The organism is Candidatus Peregrinibacteria bacterium (genome assembly GCA_016699755.1).
Lineage (GTDB): Bacteria > Patescibacteriota > Gracilibacteria > CAIRYL01.
This window is the reverse complement of sequence record CP065009.1, coordinates 1179228-1204243: the sequence shown is the minus strand read 5'-3', so window position 1 is coordinate 1204243 and position 25016 is coordinate 1179228. Positions and strand designations below refer to the sequence as shown.

19 protein-coding genes are annotated in these 25016 nt (G+C 43.5%); 11 read left to right on the top strand and 8 right to left on the bottom strand.

The window, feature by feature from the left end:
- Positions 1–379: 379 nt before the first annotated feature.
- From IPN35_05385 to purQ, 5 genes are all read left to right on the top strand, one after another.
- Positions 380–4306 (top strand): S-layer homology domain-containing protein, encoded by a 3927-nt coding sequence (locus tag IPN35_05385; protein ID QQS58988.1) that lies wholly within the window; start codon positions 380–382, stop codon positions 4304–4306.
- 306 nt (positions 4307–4612) lie between these two features.
- Positions 4613–5668 carry a recombinase RecA gene (gene recA, locus IPN35_05380; GenBank protein QQS58987.1) on the top strand — a complete coding sequence of 352 codons (1056 nt, stop codon included), beginning with the start codon at positions 4613–4615 and terminating at the stop codon, positions 5666–5668.
- A gap of 87 nt (positions 5669–5755) precedes the next feature.
- Positions 5756–6709 carry a tRNA (adenosine(37)-N6)-dimethylallyltransferase MiaA gene (gene miaA, locus IPN35_05375; GenBank protein QQS58986.1) on the top strand — a complete coding sequence of 318 codons (954 nt, stop codon included), beginning with the start codon at positions 5756–5758 and terminating at the stop codon, positions 6707–6709.
- 381 nt (positions 6710–7090) lie between these two features.
- Positions 7091–8188 carry a M23 family metallopeptidase gene (locus IPN35_05370; GenBank protein QQS58985.1) on the top strand — a complete coding sequence of 366 codons (1098 nt, stop codon included), beginning with the start codon at positions 7091–7093 and terminating at the stop codon, positions 8186–8188.
- 144 nt (positions 8189–8332) lie between these two features.
- Positions 8333–9613 (top strand): phosphoribosylformylglycinamidine synthase I, encoded by a 1281-nt coding sequence (gene purQ, locus IPN35_05365; protein QQS58984.1) that lies wholly within the window; start codon positions 8333–8335, stop codon positions 9611–9613.
- Here the strand turns inward: purQ and rpe are convergent.
- From rpe to IPN35_05345, 4 genes are all read right to left on the bottom strand, one after another.
- Positions 9596–10255 carry a ribulose-phosphate 3-epimerase gene (gene rpe, locus IPN35_05360; GenBank protein QQS58983.1) on the bottom strand — a complete coding sequence of 220 codons (660 nt, stop codon included), beginning with the start codon at positions 10253–10255 and terminating at the stop codon, positions 9596–9598. The two genes, purQ and rpe, sit on opposite strands and share 18 nt — an antisense overlap.
- 3 nt (positions 10256–10258) lie before the next feature.
- Positions 10259–10507: a hypothetical protein gene (locus IPN35_05355; protein QQS58982.1), complete on the bottom strand. Its 249-nt coding sequence runs from the start codon at positions 10505–10507 to the stop codon at positions 10259–10261.
- Entirely contained in the window at positions 10485–10937 is a 453-nt protein-coding gene (gene rpiB, locus IPN35_05350; protein QQS58981.1) for a ribose 5-phosphate isomerase B, read from the bottom strand. The genes IPN35_05355 and rpiB overlap by 23 nt, the downstream gene beginning before the upstream one ends.
- A 100-nt stretch (positions 10938–11037) precedes the next feature.
- Positions 11038–12180, bottom strand: coding sequence for a hypothetical protein (locus tag IPN35_05345; protein ID QQS58980.1), 1143 nt, complete (start codon positions 12178–12180; stop codon positions 11038–11040).
- Between the two features lie 132 nt (positions 12181–12312).
- Between IPN35_05345 and IPN35_05340 the strand changes: the two genes are divergently transcribed.
- Positions 12313–13200 carry a hypothetical protein gene (locus tag IPN35_05340; GenBank protein ID QQS58979.1) on the top strand — a complete coding sequence of 296 codons (888 nt, stop codon included), beginning with the start codon at positions 12313–12315 and terminating at the stop codon, positions 13198–13200.
- Between the two features lie 39 nt (positions 13201–13239).
- Here the strand turns inward: IPN35_05340 and sufB are convergent, their stop codons facing one another.
- Positions 13240–14676, bottom strand: coding sequence for a Fe-S cluster assembly protein SufB (sufB, locus tag IPN35_05335; protein ID QQS58978.1), 1437 nt, complete (start codon positions 14674–14676; stop codon positions 13240–13242).
- On the opposite strand from sufB, the gene IPN35_05330 reads away from it, so the two are divergent.
- Positions 14667–15149 carry a hypothetical protein gene (locus tag IPN35_05330; GenBank protein ID QQS58977.1) on the top strand — a complete coding sequence of 161 codons (483 nt, stop codon included), beginning with the start codon at positions 14667–14669 and terminating at the stop codon, positions 15147–15149. The genes sufB and IPN35_05330 overlap by 10 nt on opposite strands.
- A 1-nt stretch (position 15150) precedes the next feature.
- On the opposite strand, the gene IPN35_05325 is transcribed toward IPN35_05330, so the two are convergent.
- Positions 15151–16953 (bottom strand): FecR domain-containing protein, encoded by a 1803-nt coding sequence (locus IPN35_05325; protein ID QQS58976.1) that lies wholly within the window; start codon positions 16951–16953, stop codon positions 15151–15153.
- Between the two features lie 127 nt (positions 16954–17080).
- Positions 17081–18349 (bottom strand): phosphopyruvate hydratase, encoded by a 1269-nt coding sequence (gene eno, locus IPN35_05320; GenBank protein ID QQS58975.1) that lies wholly within the window; start codon positions 18347–18349, stop codon positions 17081–17083.
- A gap of 209 nt (positions 18350–18558) precedes the next feature.
- Here eno and IPN35_05315 point away from each other — a divergent pair, with 209 nt between their 5' ends.
- Genes IPN35_05315 through IPN35_05305 form a run of 3 tightly spaced genes read left to right on the top strand, consistent with a single transcriptional unit; the run spans position 18559 to position 22949 of the window.
- Positions 18559–20925, top strand: coding sequence for a phenylalanine--tRNA ligase subunit beta (locus IPN35_05315; GenBank protein ID QQS58974.1), 2367 nt, complete (start codon positions 18559–18561; stop codon positions 20923–20925).
- A gap of 5 nt (positions 20926–20930) precedes the next feature.
- Positions 20931–22319, top strand: a complete 1389-nt coding sequence (locus IPN35_05310) for an aspartate kinase (GenBank protein ID QQS58973.1) — start codon at positions 20931–20933, stop codon at positions 22317–22319.
- A 21-nt stretch (positions 22320–22340) separates the two neighbouring features.
- Positions 22341–22949 carry an epoxyqueuosine reductase QueH gene (locus IPN35_05305; GenBank protein ID QQS58972.1) on the top strand — a complete coding sequence of 203 codons (609 nt, stop codon included), beginning with the start codon at positions 22341–22343 and terminating at the stop codon, positions 22947–22949.
- An 18-nt stretch (positions 22950–22967) separates the two neighbouring features.
- On the opposite strand, the gene lepB is transcribed toward IPN35_05305, so the two are convergent.
- Positions 22968–23783: a signal peptidase I gene (gene lepB / locus IPN35_05300; GenBank protein QQS58971.1), complete on the bottom strand. Its 816-nt coding sequence runs from the start codon at positions 23781–23783 to the stop codon at positions 22968–22970.
- Positions 23784–23947: 164 nt separating this feature from the next.
- On the opposite strand from lepB, the gene IPN35_05295 reads away from it, so the two are divergent.
- Positions 23948–24898, top strand: coding sequence for an RluA family pseudouridine synthase (locus IPN35_05295; GenBank protein ID QQS58970.1), 951 nt, complete (start codon positions 23948–23950; stop codon positions 24896–24898).
- Positions 24899–25016 lie beyond the last annotated feature (118 nt).

Sequence of the window (25016 nt, the reverse complement as noted above, 5' to 3'; positions counted from 1 at the left end):
AGGTGTCGGAAACACAAAGCATCTCTGTCTGGAGACAGAAAAAAGTCTCTACGAGTTGCTCTTTGAAATCAACGGACGATAAACAATTTTTTGTTCTTGCCATATATTTCCTTTGGGAAAAGGTTGGCACGGTGCGGTGAAAAGCCGCCCATATTGAGTAAGAGGAATTTGGAAAGGAAAATATATAAAGGATATCCATTATTTTTGTGAAGAAGTATTCTTTGATCTTTGGCAATGTACATCTCCCCTTGAGGGTCTGCTCTTTCGGAAACGAGTAGGTTCTTCTCTAAGTAAAAATGTTTCCGATGGTTCTCTTGTTCGCTAATAAGAAACTCCGAGCATATCGGAATTTTTTGTGCGTTCACCTTTTTTCTCTTTTTTGAACAGAATTATGAATCTGCTCAATCGCTTTGTTGCGAGTGTAGCCGGTCTTTCTGTGGCACTCAGCGCCGTTTTGGTTGCTGTGCCAACAGCAAGTGCAGGCACTCCGCACTTTACCGATATCTCCGGTCACTGGGCCGAGAGTTATATTACTGACCTTGCAGAGCAAGACATTATCAGCACCACAAATGCTGATGGCTCTTCCAAGACTATGTTCTATCCGAACAACTCTCTTACACGAGCAGAGCTTACCAAGCTTGCTCTTGAGGCGTTCTATGGTGACTCTGTATCCGATCTTGCGGATGCGTTTGCCGACCCTGCAAATCCTTCTTTTAGCGACGTTCCTTCGGACGCGTGGTACTTCGACTATGTTGAGGTGGCAAAAGGATTGGATATTGTACAGGGATTTGCTGACGGAACATTTGGACCAAACAGTCCAATCACTCGTTCCGCGGCTCTCAAGGTTATCCTTCTTACAGGAGAAATTGAGACTATGCTTACTCCTGCGACACCTTTCACCGACGTTTCGAGCGGCGACTGGTTCTATGAGTATGTTACAACCGCTTACAATCACTGTATTGTGAACGGAACTTCTTCTACAATGTTTACTCCAAACGGAAATGTAACCCGTGCAGAGTCTGCAAAAATCATCAGCAATTCAATCATGGTTGCTAATGGAGAAGACATTTGTAACATGACTGGTGACGACGATGACACCACTACTGGTGACGACGATGACACCACTACTGGTGACGACGATGACACCACTTCAACTGTTTCTGACTCAGTTCTTGAGGTTTCGCTTTCAAGCGAGAATCCAAAAGGAACTTCCATTCCACAGACTGGATCTAACATTCCTTTCCTCGCTCTTGATCTTACCAACACAGGTGACGAGGCAGTAGAGGCAACCGGATTTGTTATTTCTCATGGAGGTCTTGGTGATGAGAACGACGTTGATAACGTTAAAATCTTTGACGATGTTGAACAGCGTGGTTCTGACCGATCTTTCACGAAAGATGGAGAAATTGCGCCGCTCAACCTTTCGAGCGAGCCAATTGAGATTGCCGCAGGTTCCACCAAAACCATAGTGGTTGCTGGTGATATGTTGGCAAATACTGCTGGTGGTGAGCATAATTTCTTCATTGCAGGATCATCTGATATCATTGCCGTTGGTGCGGAGACTGGTGGATCAGTAGAAGTAACGGGTGACTTTCCTATTCGAGGAAACGACATGCGCGTTGCAAATGTTTCAACTGGTTCCCTTACATTTACTTTCCAGAGCGTTGCCGATACTACGGTAGAAGTGGGACAGAGCGAAGTAGAACTTGCTCGAATGAAGGTTGAGGCTGGTTCTGCGGAAGATGTTCTTCTTCAGGCACTTACTCTTCAGCTTGACGGAATTGACGATGGCGATATTGGAAATCTCTATGTAGAATTCCAAGGTCAGCGTATTTCCGACATTGTTCCATTCGCAAAAGGCGAAAAAGCAACGTTTAAGTTTACCGATAACGATGATCACGGATGGATTATGAAAGAAGGAGACAACCGTACTATTCGTGTCAAGGGAGACATCCTTGCTGGAGTAAGTAGCACTGTTACGGCAAGCTTCGACAGCATTGCTTCCGACGTGGTAGCAAAAGGACTTACCTACGGATTTGGAGTAACACTTACCGATGCAGGAACAAGCGATTCTATTGCTATTCAGGGAGGTGACATTACTTTCTCTGTGAATTCTTCTACACGAGACGTTGCGCCAGATACCGATGCTGTTGAGTTTGGTATTTTGACCATCGAAAATCTTGGTGAAGCGATTGAAATTAAGAAAAATTTTGCGCTTAAATTAGAAATTGATGAGACTGCTGGAAATACTACAGATTTCGACACCATTACGAATGTTCGTTTGGTAAACCTCGAAACAGGAACCACCTTCATGGGACCAGAAGATCCAACAGCTGGTGATGTTGGAGCTGCAGGTGCAGGAAATGGTGTTGATACTACTGATATTCCATTTAGCGATGAAGTAGTTGTTGAAACCGGAGAAAAACTCCAACTCTCCATTCAGGCAGACGTGAGTTCAGATGCTCATGCAAACGACAAATATCGCTTCTTTGCCGATATGTCTACCCTTACTATTAAGGGAGTTGAATCGAACAAGGGAAATGCTGAGTTTAGTATTAAGCCAAGTTCCAATCCTTCAACAAAGGCATATACTATTTCTGAGCCAAGCTTGACCTTTGCGGCAAAAGCCCTTTCAGATGATACATTTGTTTCTGATGCAGAAGATGTTGTTATCTGGTCGGGAACGGTTCGAGCAAACAATGTAGAAGACCTCTACATTCGCCGAATCGGCTTTGTGGATAATGGTGGTACTGCAACAACGAGTGATGTGGATGACTTTTCTTTCTGGAAAAAAGAAGGAAACACCCTTACTCCAATTGAAACGCGTACAGATCCATCATCATCAATGGATGTTGTATTCTCAAGCCTTGATGAAAATGGAGGAATAAATGGACTTCTTGTTCCAGCAGGAGATGAGTTCGATATTTTGCTTACCGCAAATATTTCGTCTAATCCAACTGCACCTCACACAATCATTCAAGATCTTGATGTGGACTCGGTAAGTGTAGAGGATGAAAATGGTGATGATGCTACCGTAACTAACGGTGCAGACATCCCTTCTGGAGCAACCTTCACTCTTGCTGATAATGGATCTCTTACTGTAACTCTTGATAACAACAAAACTTCTGCCGCAATCTGGCCAGCAGGTTCAACCGGTATTACCGCAGGTGTCTTTCAGTTTGACGCTACTGATGAGCCTATTGAAGTAGCAGACCTTACGGTAGATATCGTAGGAGTTAATACGGCTGATCCAAATGATTACTCTTCTGCAGAAGCTCAGGCAGACGTTGCTAACGATGCAAACGCTGTTGATAAAGTTTCTCTCTTCTACTACGACGATGGAACCGCAGTAAAAAATACAAACGGAAGTCCAGTAAGTCGAAGTGTAAGCAGTGGAGTTGTGTACTTTGATGGACTTGACCTCGTTATCGACGATGGAGATAGCACCCTCATTGAGGTTCGTGCCGATCTCCGTGGAATGGATGACCAAGCTTCAAATCAAACTGCTCGTTCTGGTATGGCATTCCAAGTACAACTCGACCTCGACGTTGCCAATGATGCCGCAACTATCCGTGGAGCAGATTCTGGTCAAGAGCTTGCTGGTGCAAACATTACCGTTGAGAACGACGCCGATCTCGTTACCGGTGATGCAGATGACACAACAAATACCGCTGATGCTGTTTATGTCTTCAATAACAAAGTTATTGCAACGGAAACCGCTTCTCAGCCTTCTGCAAGCCTCTCAACAGGAATTAAAAAAGAGCTTTTGAAGTTCACTCTTGATAGCACGGGTGACACAAGTGACGAGCCATTCCTCACAAGTGTTCTCGTAACTATTGCGGGAACGGGTAGCGCATGTTTGTCGACATCTGGTGTTTGTGCAGCAAATGATGGTGTTCTTTACCTCTACAACGGAAAGAACGAGCTCATTGCGGTTACTGATGCTATCGTTGGTGGAACAGGAGCTGTAACACTTACTGTTGGAGATCCAAACACGAGTGGAGCAACGCTGACAACCTCTCTCGTAGACGGAGCCGGTACTTCATGTGCTGGTGATGGATCTGAACAGTGCTACGATGAAATCTTGAGCACTGGTGAGACCTATACTGTCAAGGCTGATATGTATACCGATGGTGATGCTGACGCTCTTTCTGCAACTATTGAAGTAAATGCTTCTACACCAGGAGTTGATGATATTACCTGGAAAGATGGTGGTTCAACCGGTCTTGATGGACTTAATGTTCAGTGGATTGACTTGGGCGAAACCAGCTCTGTTACACAGATCACGAACACCCTCAAGAACTAATTCTTGAGAGTGACTGATCAAGATGTGTTCCTGTAAAAGGGGACTACGCAAAAACCCCTCTCTGGAGAAATTCGGAGAGGGGTTTTTTGTTGTGGAAAAAATAACTGTCATGCCGGACTCAATCCAGCATCTCTTTCCGAGAACAAAATAAACAGATACTTTCTATATCCATTTCCTCTGAACCAAACTTTCTTCCTTTTGCAATGGAAAAAAAGGAACATTAGTTGTCGAAACAGAAAAAAGCATTCGCTTTTTCCCTATTTTTTTTGGCATTATTCCCGTAGATTTCCTCTCTTTTTATTCTCTATGTCAGCAAAAGCAGATCCTCGTCAGGAAGCACTAAAAACCGCACTCGCACAAATTCAGAAGCAATTTGGAGAAGGTGCGATTATGAATTTGTCAGATGCCGGAAAAATGCGAGTAGAAACCTTTTCCAGTGGAGCTCTTTCGCTCGATCTCGCTTTGGGAGGCGGTATTCCAAAAGGACGAATTATTGAGGTCTATGGTCCAGAGAGTTCTGGAAAAACAACGCTTACCATTCATGCCGCCGCAGAATGCCAAAAATCCGGTGGACAGGTGGCATTTGTCGATGCTGAGCACGCACTCGATCCACAGTATGCAGAACGGATTGGGCTCGATCTTGCTCGATGCATGATTTCTCAGCCCGATTCTGGAGAAGAAGCACTCGAAATAACAGAAATGCTTGTGCGGAGTGGCGCAGTAGATCTTATTATCGTTGACTCTGTAGCGGCACTAACGCCAAAGGCAGAAATAGAAGGAATGATGGGAGATAGCCATATGGGGCTTCAGGCGCGCCTTATGAGTCAGGCACTTCGAAAGCTTACTGGTGCTGTTTCAAAATCAAAATGCACCATTATTTTTATTAACCAGATCCGCCAGAAAATTGGAGTAATGTTTGGAAACCCCGAAACAACAACCGGAGGAAATGCCCTCAAATTCTATGCTTCTGTTCGTCTCGATATCCGTCGTGCAGCAAAAATAGAGCAGGGGACAGGAGATGCTAAAGAAGCTACGGGGCATCGTGTTCGGGTAAAAGTAGTAAAAAATAAGGTGGCACCACCTTTTCGCCAGGCAGAATTTGATATTATGTTCAATGAGGGAATTTCAAAAATAGGAGACCTCATCGATACTGCCGCACGATTTGATATTGTAAAAAAAGCGGGAGCATTTTTCTCTTTTGGAGAAACACGATTGGGGCAAGGGCGTATGAACGCGATTGCCTTTCTTGAGAAAGATCCAAAGATGACGGAGGAAATTCGCCGCCTTACTTTTTTGAGGGCATTTGAAATGCCAGAATCAATTCGAGAGGAAGAACAGGAATCTTCGGAAGAACAGGAATAGTAGCCATCCTGAGTTTAAGATCTCAAAATAGTGCATCAGTAGATGGAATTTTGAACTACATTTCGGAATGACACCTTTTTTTTGTTCATGAAATCAAAGCGAGCACCGGCTCCTTATCCAATTTTTTCCGAAACAGAGATTTCCTTGCAGATAGAGACGTTTTTGAAAATGAAGTCTTCTCCGCTTCTCATTATCACCGGACCAACGGGAAGCGGAAAGACAAGTGTTTCAATCCGTATTGCGAAACAATTTTCTGGAGAAATTATTAATGCCGATTCACGTCAGTTTTATGCGGGATGCGATATTGGAACTGCAAAAATTACCGAACACGAAATGGAAGGTATTCCGCATCACCTCCTTAGTTTCTTACATCCCAACGAAGACTATCCGGTGGCGTTTTTTCAGAAAAAAGCAGAGGAGATCATCTCGAAAATCCATTCCCAAAAAAAGCTTCCCATTCTTGTGGGCGGTTCGGGTCTTTTTATCGATGCTGTTCGAAAGGGCTTTTCTATTCCTCCTGTTTCGCCTCAGTTCGATATCCGCAAAGAGTTGGAGCAATGTTCCACAGAGTCTCTCTTTGCGCTTCTTTCACAAAATGATCCAGTGCTTTCTGCTCGTATTGATCCAAAAAATCGCCTTCGCATGATTCGTGCCCTAGAGGTTTTTCGTACAACGGGGAAGCCTATATCGAGCCTTCAAAAAAAAGTGCAACCTATTTGGAACGAATTTCTTCTCGGGGTATGGTGTGAAACAGATATTTTGGAGCAGAGAATTGCTGAGCGCACAGAAAAAATGTGGCGAGAAGGTTTTCTTGATGAAGTTCGTCAATTGCTCTCACAAGGCTACCAAGAATCCGATCCAGCGTTTATTGCCCATGGTTATCGAGAAGCGGTCAGTTTTCTTTGCGGAAAACTTACAGAAGAAGAGGCAAAAAGTTTAATGACGCGAAATACGCGTCGTTACGCAAAGCGCCAACGGAGCTGGTGGCGCAAGGAAAAAGATGTGGTGTGGATGGACCCCTGTTCTGAAGTGATTATTTGAACCACAACTTTTCTGAATTAAGAGTAAAAAAACTCCGCCCCGCCGCGCATGCCCTTCTCACTTGTTCCCCCTAAGAGTAAGGTGGGAGAGACTTCGAGAACGCCACGGCGCGCTCGAAAATCAGGTCCCTGGGGTTATGCGATAGAGAAAATATGATGAAAGAGGAAGCGAACGGCGCAGAGTTTTTCTACTCAAAAGTATGGCATGATTCTTTTTGAAAAAACAAGAAGAGGGCACATTCTTGCTGTTGTTTAGTGGCATTCTTTTTTTGCGCCACGCAACTGCTTGCTTTTTTCAAAAGAGAAGACTAAAATCTCACAAGAATTTATGAGAGAAAGAGGGGGGGAGAACGGAAAGAGGGGGGATTCCTGTGTTTTCTGAATGAAGCTTTTCAACACACTTCAACACATTTTTCACATTCGAAAGGCACGAATTGCCCGTCATGTTCGTACTTTTATCCCTGAAGAGAGTGTTTTTTTGCGAGAGAGTGTCCGTCAAGTAGAACGCGTATTTTTTTGGCGTGTTGTCACTATTTCTACGCTTGGACTCTTTTTCTTCTCCATTATTCCTCAGTTTGCCGTCTCAAGTTCGCCTTCACTATCTCCTCCGCTAGAAACCCTTGGCAATGAACCAAGAGAACCACTTGTGTTTGCAGAGGATGGTTTTCTTATGAAACCAGAGCTGTGGACAGAAGTAGGAGACCGCAGTGACGTTTCTGGTGCTATTGAATATGTGGTAGAAGGGGGAGACACTATTTCGAGTATTGCTAGCCGATTTGGAGTAACACAACGAACCATTTTGCAGAATAACGATTTTCCAGATCCCAAGAAAATTCGCCCTGGAACAGTGCTCAAAATCCCTGCTTCTGATGGGTTGTTATATATTGTTGCTGAAGGAGATACCATTACTTCTATTGCAAAAAAATATAGTATTGAGGAAGAAAAAATCCTTCGACAAAATGAGATTTCCGATTCATCTTCACTCCAGAAGGGAGAGGAGATCATTATTCCTGGCGCAAAAAAAACAGAGCCAAGGCCTGTTCAAACTGCGCGCATCGCTGGAGGAAACACCTTTTCTTCTGGGGCGGGTGTTCCTCTAGGAAGAGAAACTTATGGACGACTCCTTTTTCCCACCACAGGGGCCTACACACAATACTTTCATTACGGACACTATGCAGTTGATATTGCCAATAGCGGTGGTGCTCCAATATGGGCGGCGAACGGGGGAGTTGTGGAACGCGCTTCTTCTGGTTGGAATGGGGGATATGGGAATATGGTCGTTATTGATCATGGAAATGGGATGAAAACACTTTATGCGCATTTAAAAGAGATTTATGTATCAGTTGGAAAAAATGTCGATCGCGGAACACCTGTCGGCTATATGGGAAACACAGGGCGTGTTTACGGAAGAACGGGGATTCACCTTCATTTTGAGGTTATTGTGAATGGTGCAAAGAAGAATCCGGTTGCGTACTTCTAAATAAGTCTGGAGGAATTTCAAATGAACACATGAGGCAAGCTCTCTAAAAAATTCTCCTAAAATATATAATCGGCAAGAGGGAAGTATGCAGTGCAAATTTTTTTAAAAAATGTCATTCTGGGGATGGCTTTTTATTTTTCCACCATGAATCCTTTGCGGCACATTAATGTTTTGGCTTTTCCGGGAACAAATTGTCAAATCGAAACTGCTCGCGCTCTTCGCAAGGCAGGGTTTGCCTCAGAAGTTCTCCGCTGGAATGATGATCTTGAAAAAGTTGTAAAAAGTGACGGACTTGTTATTGCCGGAGGATTCTCTTATGAAGACCGAGGACGAAGTGGTATGGTGGCGGCAAACGATCCGGTGGGAAAAACCCTTGTTGTCATGGCGCAGGAAGGAAAACCAATTCTTGGTATTTGTAATGGGGCACAAGTTTTGGTGGAACTTGGTATTGTTCCGGGATTTCACGTGGGGAATGTGGAGATGTCGCTTGCGAGGAATCGACGCGTAGATAGGAATGGGGAAATCTTGGGAACGGGATTTTATCACGATTTTGTTTTTCTTAAACCCTCTACTTCACCATGCGCTTGGACACACTTTTCTGGAGTTTTGCGCCTTCCTATTGCCCATGGAGAAGGGCGATTTCTGGCAGAAGAACATGTGCAAGAGGCGGTGTGCCAAGGGGGACAAAACGTGCTTATGTATTGCCAAGAAAACGGTGAGGAAGACGCACATTTTCCAATTAATCCGAATGGATCTATGCTTAATGCTGCTGGCATCAGCAATCCCGAGGGAAACGTTCTCGCCATGATGCCACATCCAGAGCGCGCCGAGGATGGGCAAAAAATATTTATGTCGCTCCATGTCTTTTTTGAAAAGAGCTCTCCAAAAAAACAGGTGTCTCGCCCTTCGCTTCCTCCTGTTTCTTCTTTTCAGAAAAAACCGGAATTTCCCATTGAAATTTTCGTTTCTTTAAAAATTACCGATACTACAGAAGTTACCCTTCAGAACACTGCACGAAGAGTATTTTCTCGTCCAAACCTTACTTTGAAAAGACGAATATTTTGGGGAATTTCTGTTGAGGGAGATGCCTTGGAAACAGCAAAAAAATTGATTGCCTCTGAAGAGTTTTTCAACGAAAACAAAGAGTTTGCACTCTTCCATATCGAAGGAAAATGGTATTCCGTTCACGAAAACACTCTTGTTCCGACAGAAAATCCGCTCCTTACCGGTGCTGTTCTCTCCCGAGAAAACGATGATCTTTCGGGTAAAGAAAAATCTGCTGTTCTCCAAAAGCACATCAAAATTTCCGCAGATGTCTCCTTTGGAGTGTTGTGGCAGTTTTCAGAAGTTGTTTCTGAAGAAGAAGTCGCAAAATCTGGACTTTTTGGAAATCCCATAAGCTGGCATTTAGAAAGGGTTTCCTGAGTACTGCAATCTTTCTCCTCGCAAAATTTGTGTCGCTTTTTCGAGGTTCTCTGATTTCCAAAAGAACGATCCCGAAACAATCCAGTTTGCTCCAGCATTTAAAACCTGCTGAATTGTCTCTTTACGGATTCCGCCATCTATTTGAATATCTTTTTCTGGAAATCGTTCCCGTATTTCTCGAACCTTGGGAAGCACTTCTGGTAAAAAATCTTGACCAGAAAATCCTGGATTCACGCTCATAATAAGCACATAATCCGCTATGGCGATTGCCTCTTTTGCAAAATCAAAACTCGTTGCAGGGTTGAGCACTACTCCTGCCCGCATGCCAATTTCTCGAATGCATTGGAGCGTTCGGTGAATATGGGGGCACACTTCTGTGTGAACACAGAGTGAGGAGGCACCGGATTTGGCAAAATCTTCGAGCAGATTATCGGGGTTGCTCACCATGAGATGCACATCGAATGGTTTTTTCGAATGTAAGCAAGAGAGTACCGGTGCGCCTGCTGTTAAATTTGGAACGAAATGTCCATCCATCACGTCAAAATGAAATCCATCTACAAATGGTTCAGCACGATTAATATCACTTTGGAGATGACCAAAGTTTGCCGAAAGGAGTGATGGTGAGATGTGAATATTTCGCATGCTCTACGAAGAAAGAATCTTTTCAAGAAGGGTTGTTATGGCAATCAGCGCCCATGCCGTATTGAGAAGAACTGCCGGATACGCTCGACGATCCCATACGTGAATCCCCATGCATACAGCGGCAATGAGATTCATTCCCGAATACAACACAGTATCTGTAGAGAGGATATGAAATGAACTCAAAAAATAGGCAAGAAGAATTCCCACCATTCCCAGCCAACCGAATGCGCTACTCAGAAATGGATTCATCATGTTCAATATCAGAAAATTGAGCGACTCGCTTTTCATGACGCCCTCCTTCAAAATTGGTAGAAAAAAAAGTTTGCACGACATCTCTCGCCACTTCGGTTCCAGTAACACGCGCGCCAATCGCTAAGATATTGGCGTCATTATGCTGACGAGCAAGGCGAGCGTGGGTGGATGTTGCGCAGAGCGCGACACGAGCGCCAGAAACCTTATTCGCCGCAATAGAAATGCCAATTCCTGTTCCACAAAGAACAACTCCCAATGCTTTTGGAGTTTCTACTACTTTTTTTGCTACAAGCGCACCATAATGAGGATAATCAACCGATTCTTCCGAATATGTCCCCAAATCTTCTACGGAAAAACCAGATTCTTCTAGAAGATCAACAACAAAGGTTTTCATCTGATATCCCGCATGATCAGATCCAACAAATATCATAAAATAAAAATATTGATAGAGTTATTTTGCCATTTTTTGGAGTAGAGTTCTAGGAAAAGCATCTTTCTTAATCACAAAGACAGAATATTGCACGGAGATGCTAAATCTTTTTTGCTTTCCGAAGTGCCGAAAGAATATCTTTTTTTACTTGTACAAGGCTCCCCATCGCTGCACAGAAGACGAGAAACGTAAAAAATGAACCAAAATATGGAAGTGAACCAAGAACAAAAATGGTTCCCACTCCGGCGGCAAATGATCCAAACAGTTTTCCGAAAGAAGGATTTTTCTTTAGAGGAACAAGCGCGGCGCCGAGCAAAAATCCGCTTGTAATATAGGAAAAAACAAGAAAAGCACAGTAAGAAAAGAAGACAAGCAAAAATATTGGAAAAAGAGGAAGAAAGAAGAGGCTTGCAATCGGAGTAAGAAAAAGAACAAGAAATCCAATTCCCAAAGAGATAAACGGTTTTTCCTTTCCAATGGCTCCATACGACACACTAAAGAGTGGCATTTTCCAGCAAAGAAGAAGTCCAACAAGGAGGCTCGTAATCAGAATGGAAAGATGAACACCAGAGAACATTTCGGAAAGTATATTTTTTGGGTCGTGTTTTCCATGAAAAGTTCGCTCATGAAATATGGTGTTCCCCGCTTTTCCTTCTGGAATAGTATTTTTTGGAGCAGTGAGAGTGAGCGTTCCGGCAATTCTCCCCTGTTCCCCAAATTCCACCTTTTGCGCCACAATGTGAGCATCCCCTCCAATGGGACTTGCAATAAATACCTTTTCGGCGGAGATAGTAACATTTCCCTCTACAGGAGTATAAATGGATAACTGCTGACCAGTGGCAAGAAGATCTCCTACGATCTTCCCAGAGCCCCCTCCTTCGTCAACAGTAATCATTTGTCCGGCAACAGCGAGGTGTCCACCTATAGTGCCAGAAACAGTAATAACTTGTCCGACGATACGAGCATCGCCCCATATGTTTCCCGATACGGTGATGTTCTGCCCAAAAGCGGCAAGATCTTCTTGTACATCTTTTGAAATCACCACCGTGTGTCCAGCAATAACGAGATCGCCTTTTGTTTCAGATGGAGCAACAGGAGATTCTCCTACTCCGTATCGATCACCACCAGATGTTTCGAAAAAAAATGGTGAATGATAATCTTCGGAAAATGCGAAAGCAGTTGGTGCAAAAAGCCCAACACAAAAGAGGGAGAAGAATCCGAAAAGCCATTTCTTTCTGTTCATGGGAGAAGGGGGAGCATCAAAAAGTATTGTGATGTTTTATACGAAGAACTGTCAATTGTGGGAATCGCAATGCACATATTCAGAAGTCGTATGACCATGGATTTTTTCCTCATTTATGGTACTTTTCATTGCATGAAGAACGAAATACTTCTCGTTGGCTCGCTCGCATTTGATGTTCTTTTTTCCATTCCACACGACTTTCGAAAATCTATTCCTTTTGAAAATGGAGAGATCCGAAGCTTTAATGCCACGTATGTTGCCTCAGAAAAACAAGAACATTACGGAGGATGTTCTGGAAATATTGCCTGGTGGTTAGGGAAGAGTGGTTTTTCATCCACCATATTTTCTGCATTTGGCAAGGATTTTTCCGAAAAAGGATACCGAAAAAGACTTGAATCACTCGATATTCGTATCGTTGGCTATGAAGGAGCGTTTACTGCTCATGCCTATCAGGTTTCTGATCCGCTTCACCAGCAGCTCATTATTTGGCAACCAAATGCGTATGAGCAAAATGCATCTCAGAATCTTATTGATTTTTTGACGCCAGAAGAAATTGCCTCATTTCGATTCGCCGTCTTTTCTGCTGGAACGCCTCTTTCGTTGCGAAAACACATTGAAGAATTTCGAAGGTATAATAGCGTGGCGACTGTTCTTTTTGATCCCGGACAAGTAACGCCACTTTTTTCTCAGGAGGATTTTGTATTTTGCGCAGAAAAATCGGATATTCTCGTGGGAAATAATGTTGAGTTCCGCCTATTCCATTCACTCGGAATTCCCGAGAAAATAACTACTATTGAGACATTTGGAGCAGAGGGTGCTCTGTTAATAGAAAAGAAAAAAGAAACTCGATTTCGAGCAGAGCTCGTGAAAAATGTGGTCGAAACTACCGGCGCCGGAGATGCTTTTCGCGCGGGGCTTACAAGAGGGCTTTCTCAGGGAAAAAATTTTTCCGATGCCATTTTGCTTGGGGTAAAGTGGGGGGCAGAATGCGTTCAGATTCCTTCTGCTCAGGAGGAATAGAAGAGCGCCTCCGATTGCAAAAGGGTTTTATGAGTTTATTTAACCTATCGATCCTTCCATTTCGAGCTCAATAAGTCGGTTCATTTCCACGGCGTATTCAAGTGGAAGCTCTCGCGTGATGGGCTCTAAAAATCCGTTCACAAGCACCGAACGAGCCTGTTCTTCCGAAAGTCCGCGAGAGCGAAGATAAAAAATATCGTCTGGAGAAAGCCTTCCAACACTTGCTTCATGGGACACAAATGCCGTGTTGTCGCCAACATCAATATCGGGAATGGTGTTACTCTGTGACGTATCATCAAGAAGTAATGCGTCACACTCGGTGTGAACACGACAGTCTTTTGCGCCATTTTTTATCCGCACCATACCCCGATAGGTGGAAATGCCTCCTGCCTTACTAATACTTTTGGAAATAATGGTACTGTTTGTGTTATCAGCCAAATGGAAGACTTTTGCGCCGGTATCTTGATTTTGTCCGGCATTCGCAAAGGCAATACCAAGATGATCTGCCGTGGCGCCCTCGCCTTTTAAAATGGAACATGGATAAAGCATAGTAACGCCCGACCCCATATTTCCTCCGACCCATTCCATGCGTGCGTTTTTTTCGACAATGGCACGTTTTGTATTGAGATTGTACGTGTCGCGCGACCAGTTTTCGACTGAGGAGTAGCGAAATGAAGCACCTTCTCCCACAAACACTTCTACACATCCAGCATGAAGCGCACTCGTGCCATATTTTGGTGCAGAACATCCTTCAATATAATGTCCGTGGGCATTTATTCCAATGATAATAAGGGTGTGCTCAAATTGTCCCATTCCAGGGGCATTCATACGAAAATAGGCTTGAAGTGGCTCATCCACATCTGTGTCATCGGGAATACAGAGAAACGTTCCTCCGCTCCATACTGCTGCATGGAGTGCCGCGAACTTGTGGTCACGAATAGGAACACAATGCATAAAGTGCTTTTTTACTAAGTCGGGATATTTTTGCACCGCCTCATCCATATCTAAAAAAATAACTCCTTTTTGTTCCCAGTGTTCCTTGAGCGAGTGGTAAACCGTATCACTTTCATATTGTGCTCCGGCACCGGCAAGCATTTTTCGTTCTGCTTCGGGAATACCAAGACGTTCGAAGGTTTGCTTAATTGATTCTGGCACCTCCTCCCAGTTTTTTGCGTTTTTTCCTTCTGCCGCACGGGCATAAAAACAAATATCCGCAAAATCAAGTGCGGAGAGATTTGGCCCCCATTGTGGAAATGACATGTCGAGAAAGGCAGTGAGCCCCTTCAGTCGATATGAAAGCATCCATTCTGGCTCATTTTTTTCGCGTGAAATCTGGCGGACGAGCTCTTCTGAAAGTCCACGGGAAAACTTTTTCATGTATTCCGAATCGTTTGCTGTATCGAATGTTGCGCGATTCAAACCCGAAAAAATTCCGTGTTCACCTCCTTCTCTTTCTTTTGATACAGATGACAACATATGTATTTTATAATCATTCTCATTTTTTCAAAAAATCCGTTTGTTTGCAACGAACATTGTGTTACAATTCTTGGATAAAAACATATCACTCACAAAAAATGTTTCATTCAGAAAAAGATCGACAGGAGTTTGCATTTCTCTGCGAAAAACTAGAAGGACAATTTGTACACGAAAAAGGGATTCCCGAAGTGTACCATCACTCTCTTTTTTGTGGATTTTCTCGTGCAGAAGAGCAATATCCAAGCCTCAAAAAAGCACTTGAAGCATTAGATGATGAACATTATTTTGAAAAACTCCTTGGAAAAACTCGTGTAGCACGAGAACATCCCACAAATATCCGCTGGGCAATTGAGGCAATTTATGTATTTCGATTTGGAGAAAATCCTACAGAAGATGACCGCATTCCTCTCGCCGAACTTCGTCGGGAAGTAGGAGAAGAATTTTTTCTCGAAAACGAAACACCTTGGTTGTAGGTTATGGTGCCTGCTGACCACCGAGTACAGAGACGATCTTTTCATCAACTTCATTTTGAAGGTTTTCGGGAACCCTTGTGCGAAGTTCTTGCAATAGCCCAATATTTTCTGGTTTGTCTTCAATATATCGCAAATGGGCGCGAAGCGTATTTTCTTGTCCACGTTCGTTGGAATATTTCTTCATACGGAGAACAATATCTCGTGCCTGTTCTGCTTCTGAAATCTGATCTCCAGAGGGAAAGTGAGGACGAACAAGCTTTGTCGTTTTTTCCACAAGAGTGTCTTCTGTTTCCTCAAGGATATTCCTAGAAATATCCGTCTTTTCCATGGCCCCAACGGCAACCATTTGTTCTTGTCGCTGATCGAGAATTTCTGTTGCTACTTCGGGAGATGAAATGCCAATACCGATATTGGTGTCCGAAGTTTCTTCAAGAATTGCTTCAGCAAGCACAATATTTCCACTATCTGCGAGTGTTTTTGCTTCCCAAAGCTGTCTTGTACGAAGTGTTTCTTGAACCACTTCAGGTTGCTCAGCAAAGGATGTTTGAAGAGTATCAATGATTTCTTTGGCAACAAAGAGTGGAGAATTTTGCAGGATTGGTTGAAGTGTTTTTTCCAAGGATGCGAGTAGTGTTTCTGTTTCATGAGGGTATTTTTTCCAAGCTTCCTGCGCCATAATGAAAAAAGGATTCATAGCATCTTTTGGGTTCAGGTCTTCTGCAGAAATATGATCAAGTCCTTCAAAGAAAACGGATTCGAGCTGGAGAATATCATCCGAAGCTTCTTCTTTTCCCATAAGAAAGAATTGTTTTTGAATTTCCTCTCTTTCCTTTTTCATTTCCTGTTGGCGTTCGAGCATTTTTTGCTGAGCAAAAACACTTAAAAGATGCTCATCTTCCGTTTTGTTGGCAAGAACCCAGGAGGCAGAGGATTCCTCCTCAAGGAGGGGGGCGGGGTCTGAAATATTTCCCAATAAAATTCCCGCTTCTCTTCCTTCTGCAAGTACCATCTCTGACATATCGACAGATATTCTGGCAGAGCGAGACCACGAGCGAACAATTGTTTTTGCCCCTTTTCGCTCGACATCAATGGCTGATCCGGCAAGAGGAGCAATTTCTCCTGATGTTTTCAAAAGAAAACGAGAGTATTTATCATCGGCAGCAAAAGTCTTTATCCAAACACGACCAGAAAGGAGTTCCACCTCCACATTTCCCAGATCATTTCGCAATGGATTTTCATCAAGTCGAAAAATAGAGACCGTTGTATCTTCGTCCATTCTGAGTACTGAATCTTCAAAAAATTCAAGTGTGGCAAATGAATGCTCTTCAGTTGAGATGATGGTTCCCGAAAAAATCGGAGTGTCATTCCCAGAAACTGCTATGTCTTCGCCGTGTCCGTGATTTATTTTAATGGTTCCTGTAAAAGCAGCAATAAAGCTTTTGGAGGACGCTTGTGAAGTTCCCGAAAGACCAAAGAAAAATGCACTCACAAAGAGAGAAAGAGCAGTTGTAACAGAAATGATTCTTCGAACAAAGGATGATGGGGGGGGTTGAGGCAAAAATCTTCTCCAAAATCGAGGGATTTTCCTTGTTTTTGGGGCAAGAATAGGGCTCTGCATCAAGCGATACCGAAGATGAGTTGCAAATTCTGTTCGCGGAGAAAGAAGGCTCCCCCCTTCTTCAAGCCACTTATCAGTATTCTTTGGAATAGAGAATTCTTGAATAAGCCGATCTTTCAGCTTTTTTCGAAATTCAGAATCTGTGCCAGAAAGTATCTCTGGGGAGAGATGAAAATCAGGGGGCATATAAAAATAATGACTCCATCTTCTCTAACGAAAAAAATCAATTTTTGTTTCAGAGATTTTTCGATATTCTCCCTGTTTTTTGGAACAGAAAACCGGTTATTTCTAAAAAACCAATGAGAGACACTGGTTAGCGAATTTTTCCTTGGTATCGTGCAGATGATCCAAGCTCTTCTTCAATGCGAAGAAGTCGGTTGTATTTTGCAATACGTTCTGAACGACAAAGGGAGCCGGTTTTGATTTGTCCGGTAGAAAGTCCCACTGCAAGATCGGCAATAGTCGTGTCTTCGCTCTCTCCACTTCGATGGGAAATAACGGCGGTCCATCCGGCATCTTTTGTCATTTGTACTGCCCGAATAGTTTCGGTTACAGAGCCGATCTGATTAAGTTTGATGAGCGCAGAATTGGACGCTTTTTTCTCAATACCTTCTTGAATACGCTTTGGGTTGGTCACAAAAACATCATCTCCCACGAGTTGAATACGATCTCCAAGAGCCTCTTGAAGTTTTTGAAATCCATTCCAATCATCTTCTGCAAAACCATCTTCAATGGAAATAATATTCGGATAGGTTTCAACAAGTTTCTCGTAGTACGACACCATTTCGCTTACTCTTTTCTCTCCTTCAAAATGGTAGATGCCGTCTCGAAAAAACTCCGATGCTGCCACGTCCATGGCAATGTCCACTTTTCCGGTATGTCCCGCGGATTCTATGGCTTCGAGGAGTACAACAATGGCATCTTCATTCTTGCCGAGGTGCGGAGCAAATCCTCCCTCATCTCCAACAGCGGTAATGTCTCCGCGTGAAGCGAGAATTTTCTTGAGAGCATGAAAAATCTCCGAACCCATTCGTAGTCCTTCTGCAAAAGAAGGAGCACTAGTTGGGCAGATCATAAATTCTTGGATCTCTAAGCCACTATCGGCATGAGAACCTCCGTTAATCACGTTCATGAGTGGCAAAGGAAGAAGGTTTGCCTTCGTATTCCCCGAAAGTTCGGCAAAATAACGATACAGCGGAATCTTTTTACTTTCTGCTACTGCCTTCGCTGTAGCAAGGGAAACACTCAAAATGGCATTTGCACCAAGTCGGGATTTGTTTTCTGTTCCGTCGAGTGCAATAAGCGCCACGTCAAGCCCTTCCTGATCTTCTGCACTACGCCCTTTTATATTTTCTGAAATTTCCGTGTTCACATTTTTTACTGCGGTCAGAACGCCTTTTCCCTGAAATCGACTTTTGTCGCCATCTCGAAGCTCAAGTGCTTCGTGCACGCCAGTGCTGGCTCCAGAAGGAACAATGGCGCGTCCGAATGAACCGTCGCTTAGCGTTACATCTGCTTCAATAGTGGGGTTTCCGCGAGAATCAAGAATTTCTCGTGCGTGAACATGGGAGATCTTTGGCATTTTGTATGGGGAGAAGTATTTATATTATACCTGTTTTTTCTCTGGTTTTCCATACGCTTTTTCTCTTTTTCATGAGAATTGATGTCAAAAGCATCTGCCACGACAAACTATGATGTTGAGTATAAGAATTTAGCAGGAAAAAATGAAAAATCTCTACTAGAAAAAGATGGTTTTCTCTGGCAGTATTCCCTTCGATTTTTTTCTTTCCGGTGAAGATTTCTCTTGAGTGGCTTTCAGATTTTATTTCGTTTACCGAAAAAGACCCCTTCATTATCGCCGAAGTTCTTACAGAACGAGTGGCGGAGATTGACGAAGTTGTTGATGCTGGAAAGGATTTTGCACATGTTGTTTCTGGAAAAATTCTCGAAATTTCATCACACCCCGATGCCGATCGTGTTCGCGTTACGCAGGTGGATGTTGGTGACGGAACCCCTCGTCAAATTATCTGTGGAGCAAAAAATATTGAAGTGGGACAAGTTGTTCCCACTGCGCTCCCAGGGGCAGTACTTTCGGGAAATTTTTCCATTGAAAAGCGAAAAATGCGAGGCATCACCAGTGAGGGCATGCTCTGTTCAGGAAAAGAACTTGGGCTCACAGAAGACGCACAAGGTATTCTTCTTTTTGATGAAAAAACACCTATAGGAGTTCCCGTTGCCGAAGTGCTTGGGCTTTCGGACGTCGTTTTTAAAATTGATAATACTGCTATCACCAATCGTCCTGATCTTTTTTCGCATTTTGGTTTTGCTCGAGAATGTGTTGCAACAGGACTCGCAACTTGGAAACAAAAGGAGTTCGATTTTTCCGCTCTTCGTCAGACTCTCCCCAAAAAACCACTTCCGGTACACTTCCGTGTCACTCCTCCAGAAATTTGTCCGGCGCGTGCTAATATTGTTCTGGAAAATCTCTCTGATCAGCCAAGTCCCGACTGGATGCAAAAACGATTACGAGCATGTGGTATTCGCGCCATCAGTGCTATTGTTGATGTTTCAAACTATGTCATGCTTGAGCTTGGCATGCCACTCCATATTTTCGACCTTGATCACATTGCTGGTTCCGATATCACCATGCGCCTCTCTCAAAAAGATGAGCGCGTTACAACGCTTGACGGAAAGGAGCGAGTGCTTCCTGAGGGGGTTATTCTTCAGGAGGATGCCGAAAAAATTTTTGATCTTGCCGGAATAATGGGGGGTGCCAATTCTGAGGTTTCAGAGACCACAAATCGTGTTCTTGTGCATGTTCCGGTGTATGACCCAATTGCGATTCGCAAAGCGTCATTAGCACTTGCGCATCGAACAGATGCCGCCACTATTTACGAAAAACGGGTTCCGAGTAGTTCTGTTCTTCTCGGAATGATGAGAACCATTCAGCTTCTCCTTGATATTTTTCCAAAAGCAACGCTTTCCTCTGATATTGAGCACAAAGAAAGTGTTCCCGAAGAACAGAGAATCATTCGCTTTCCCATGAGCCTTGTAAGACGTATGCTTGGACGAGATATCTCCGAAAAAGAAATCCGAAGTATTCTGGAAAACCTTGGATTTTCTCTTTCCATGGGAGAAAAAGATGTATTTCTCGCAGAAGTTCCGGGACATCGTTTGGGAGACATCACCATTCCAGAAGACATTGCTGAAGAAGTTGTTCGTGTTTCAGGGCTCAGAAACATTCACGAATCTGCTCCTGCCGTTCGCACCCGCCTTGCAAAACTTCCAAAGGAACGCATTCTTCGACGAGAAGTTTCGGATGCGCTTGTGAATATGGGATTTTTCGAGTGCGTCACCTATGCATTTCTTGGTCCAGATCTCCTTACGAAGAGCAAAATCACTCCGCAGGAAATGGATGTTATAGTGGCAAATCCAATTTCAGAAGACATGAGCCGTATGCGCCCATCGCTCTTGCCTCGTCTTCTCGAAAAGGCAATGGAAAACCGTCGACATCATACCTCCTTTCGTCTTTTCGAAATGGGACATATTTTTGAAAAGGAATCAGATTCTCAAAAAAAAGAGTGTCTCCAAATTGCGGGAGTGCTTCTGGGAGAAGATTTTCTAGCGGTAAGGGGAGTGCTCGAAACACTTTCTCGTGCGCTTCATATTCCATTTCGGTTTCAACCAAAAGAAGGGCTTCCTTTTGCGAAGCATGTTGCTTCCGTTGCAGTAGGAGCAGGAACTGCCGGCTATGCATTTTCCTTTTCGGAAGAGATAAAAAAAGCATTCGATCTTCCGGAACATTCTTCTGGTTTTTTTCTCAACGCACCAACACTTCTTTCCTTCCCTCAAAAGCACGCTTCATATCATCCTCTTCCTAAATTTCCATCACTTGACTTTGACCTCTCTATTGTTGCAAAGTCATATACATTTTCAGAAGATGTTTTGCGATGCATTCGGAATATCGATCCACTCTTGGAGTCGAGCGCTGTTCTGGAGACATTCATGGGAGAAGGGATTCCTGATGGAAAAAAATCTGTCACGCTTCGCGTTATCTTTCGAGCGCCAGACAGAACACTTACAAGTGCCGAAGGGGAAGCATTGCGAGAAAAAGTACTCAAGACACTCGAAAAAAACGGTTATCCTTTTCGGTTTTAATCGCCATGATTACCATGAAATTCGGAGGGACATCCATGGGATCCGCCGAACGTATTGCTTCCGTTGCCCACATTGTCCGTAGCTCCATTTCTCGCGAAGAAATGCCAATTGTTGTCGTTTCCGCTATGAGTGGAGTAACGAATTTACTTCTCGATGCGGCATATTCCGCAGTACAAGGAGAACCATCTGAAAAACGGGAAAAAATCTTAAAGAAGTTGAAATTTCAACACATGGAAACCGCAGAGTTACTTGTTCAAGATGCTTATCAAAGACGGCAGATTGACACTTTTCTCCGATTGGAATTTGATCATCTTCGAGAATTTTTGAGCGCCATTGCTATTATTCGCGAACTTTCTCCACTTTCACATGATGAAGTGGTCTCTCTTGGAGAAAAACTTTCTGCCGCGCTTCTTGCGGCACATTTAAACGATTCTGGAACTCAGGCAGAATATGTCGATTTGTCTCATCTTGTTTCCAAACCTTTTTCCCAAATCGACTCCGACTTTTTCGATCACGTAGAGGAAGACATAAAGCGAAGGGTGCGCCCCATCGTAGACAAAAAATGCATTCCCGTACTTACTGGGTTTTTTGGCAGAATTCCGGGGGGAATTGTGGAAGGCGTGGGAAGAGGATACTCCGATTTTACTGCCGCACTTTCGGGCGCCGCATTTAACGTACAAGAAATTCAAATTTGGACTGATGTCGATGGACTTCTCTCTGCCGATCCACGACTCGTGAAATACACATGCGTCCTTCCTGAGGTGTCGTATGATGAGGCGGGAGAGCTCGCACAGTTTGGAGCTAAGGTTCTTCATCCGCAAACAGTGTGGCCAGCGGTAAAGCGTAGTATTCCGGTTCGCATTAAAAACACCATGAATCCAGAAGCACCCGGAACACTTATTACTCGGGATGGTACTAGGGGGCAGTTTCTCTGTAAGTCTGTTGCCTCTAAAAAAGGTGTTACCGTTATTACCCTTACCTCTTCGCGCATGCTCATGGCAGTGGGGTATCTGGCAGATGTATTTGCCATTTTCAAAAAACACGGCGTTTCGGTTGATGTAGTGGCAACTGGCGAAATCTCGGTCACTATGACGGTTGATCTTCCGCTCGAAAGTATTTCAGAAAAGGCACTAGAAGAACTCAAGACGTTTTCCCGAATTGACATTCTCGAAAAACAGGCAATTATTTGTGCGGTCGGCTCCGAACTTACTCACCAGAAAGGCGCCGCCGCTCGCATGCTCGATGCCATTGCCGATGCCGATATTTCTGTTCGTGCCATTTCTCAAAGCGCACAAGAGATCAACATTAGCGTTATTATGAACGAATCCGATGCTGATGTCGCCCTTCTTGCTCTTCATAAGGCTATTTTTGAGGGAGATCATCAGGAAAGATGAGCATACTCTTTTTTTGTGGATATGAATTCGGAAAATCTCTCCTTTTCAAAAATCGGAGAAAAAGTTCTTCTCCACTGCTGTTGTGCTCCTTGCTCTGCCAGCATTCTTGAGTGTGTTCGCTCTGAAGGAAAAGCCGTAACTATTTTTTTCTTCAATCCAAATATTCATCCCAAAAAAGAGTATGAGCGTCGGAAGCAAGAACTCGTTCGCCTCGCAACTGAATGGAATATTCCATTTTTTGATGCTGATTATAGTGCAGAGGAGTGGTTCCAGAAAACAAAAGGCATGGAAGAAGAGCCAGAACGCGGAAAACGATGTGAATGCTGTTTCTTATTGCGTCTTAAAAAAACAGCAGAGTATGCAAAAAAAAATGGATTTTTCGCTTTTTCCACCTCACTCTCGGCATCTCGCTGGAAAGACAAAGAGCAGATTCGGCGGAGTGGAGAAAAAGCCTCAGAAGAATATGACATTCTGTTTTGGAATCGTGATTGGCGAAAGGGCGGTCTTTCTGAAAGAGGTCAAAAAATTTCACAAGAAAAACAGTTCTATCGTCAACAATATTGCGGATGCATATATTCTCTCAGAGATACAAATAGGTGGCGAAAGGAAAAAGGATTTCCTCCAGTATAAAACATTTGCTGCGATTCCTTACGGCGCTACAAACATATCGGGATTTTTGAGCACCGACATGCTTTGGAATGGCCAAAATATAAATCGTACTTTTCCAGCAATCTTGTCCAGAGAAACGAGCGGAGTTGGCTTCCCGTCTTTATTCCACGCACGAGAATCGGAACTTCCGGTTCGATTGTCTCCTAGTACATATACGGTTCCTTCTTCCACCTCTACAAAGACACCGTTGATGTCTTTTTGGCTTTGGCATGAGGTAGAAAAGCAGGTTCGATTTTGATTCTTGGGAGACAAGAACGCATCAGAAACTTGCTGACGATCTCCTCCCCGAGGAGTAACAAAGACCTGTCCATTTTGAATTTCTACCATATCTCCCGGAAGACCAATAACTCTCTTAACAAAATGCTCTTGGACAACACAGGGATTTTCCGTTTTGTTCCCCAATAAGAAGAACCCAGCACGACGCACAAGACACACAATCCCTTGCTTCGCTACTTCTTTTGGAATGGGCGGAAGAAATACAATAACATCGCCACGCTGAGGCTCATGAAAGCGATAAGAAATTTTATCAACTAAGATAAGATTTCCGCTCACAAAATTTGGTTCCATTGAGGAGCCTACCACAGAAAATGGTGTTACCAAATAGACACGCACCAAAAGTACTGCGCTAATGATGACAAAAATATTCAGAAATCCAATAAGGAGAGAGGCAATAACACCATGCTTCTTTTCTATCGCCCCCTTTTTATCCTCTTCAATGCTTCCGAAAAAATTCTTTCGAATACGATTTCGGTGTTTTTCGGCTTCTGGTGAATGCTCCTGATGCTGTTCGTCCATAATTTCAAAATAACGAAACCATTCTCCTTCTTTTCTGTTTCTGGATCAATCAAAAAATCCTCTCCAATGGCAAGGGGGTCTTGCACTGCTTTCAATGTGTATAAGGCATTCTTTGATATCAGAATTTTCTTCGAAATCTCGTAAAATTCCTTTACGATTTTGCCATGCAAAAAAATATCATCCATATAGAAGATGCAGATGACGGCATGAAGCTCAAAAAATGGATTCGAAAAGCATTTCCTGCTGTTCCGCTTTCTGCACTTCATCGTCACCTGCGAAAAAAGAACGTAAAATGGAACGGAAAGCGCGCCAATGGAGAAGAGGTACTCGCAACAGGAGATGCCATTGAGTGCTTTTTTGGTGAAGAAATTCAGACGCCAAAACAAAACTCGCTAGAAACCGTAAAGGTATTTTCGGGACCGAAATTTTCAGTTCTTCTTGAGGATGATTTCGTACTCGTTATTAATAAACCAGCAGGCGTTGCCGTTCAGCCAGGAAGTGATATTCCAAAAGGATCAAGTGTTGTGGAGCGTCTTTCGGCGGAATATGCAGAGCAGGTCATTCGCCCAGTACATCGACTCGACAAAGACACCTCTGGAGCGCTTGTCTTTGCAAAACGAGGAAAAGCCCTTCGTACTCTGCACGAATCGCTTCGGAATGGTGAGTGGAAAAAGGAGTATCGGGCAGTTGTGGCAGGAATATTGCCAAAAAAAACAGGCACCATTGATGCCTCTATTCTTCGCGAGAGAGATGGATCACGACAGGATTCTGAGGGAAAAAATGCCATTACCCATTACCGTGTAGAGCAGACAGGATCTCTTTTGCTCTCAGACGAGACTAATATCGATGTATCAGAACTTCGCTTGCAAATTGATACCGGACGAATGCATCAAATTCGGATTCATCTTTCGGGCATGAAAAACCCTGTTTTGGGAGACAAAAAATATGGCGATTTTCCTCTCAATCGACTTCTTCAAAAAGAAATTGGTCTTCGACGACAATTTCTTCATGCGGAACACCTCTCATTTCCGCATCCAGAATTATCAGAAACAATCTTCATTGTTGCTCCACTTCCAGAGGATTTGGTGAATGTCTTCAAAAGCTTCTCTTTTTGATTACAATTCTCAAGAAGTAATGTTACTGAAAAACATTCTTGCTGTTTCCTCAAGCTCATTTTTTTTGTTCCGAAAGAATCGGCAGGAAGAAAGCCATATTCAAAAAATAGCGTCTCCT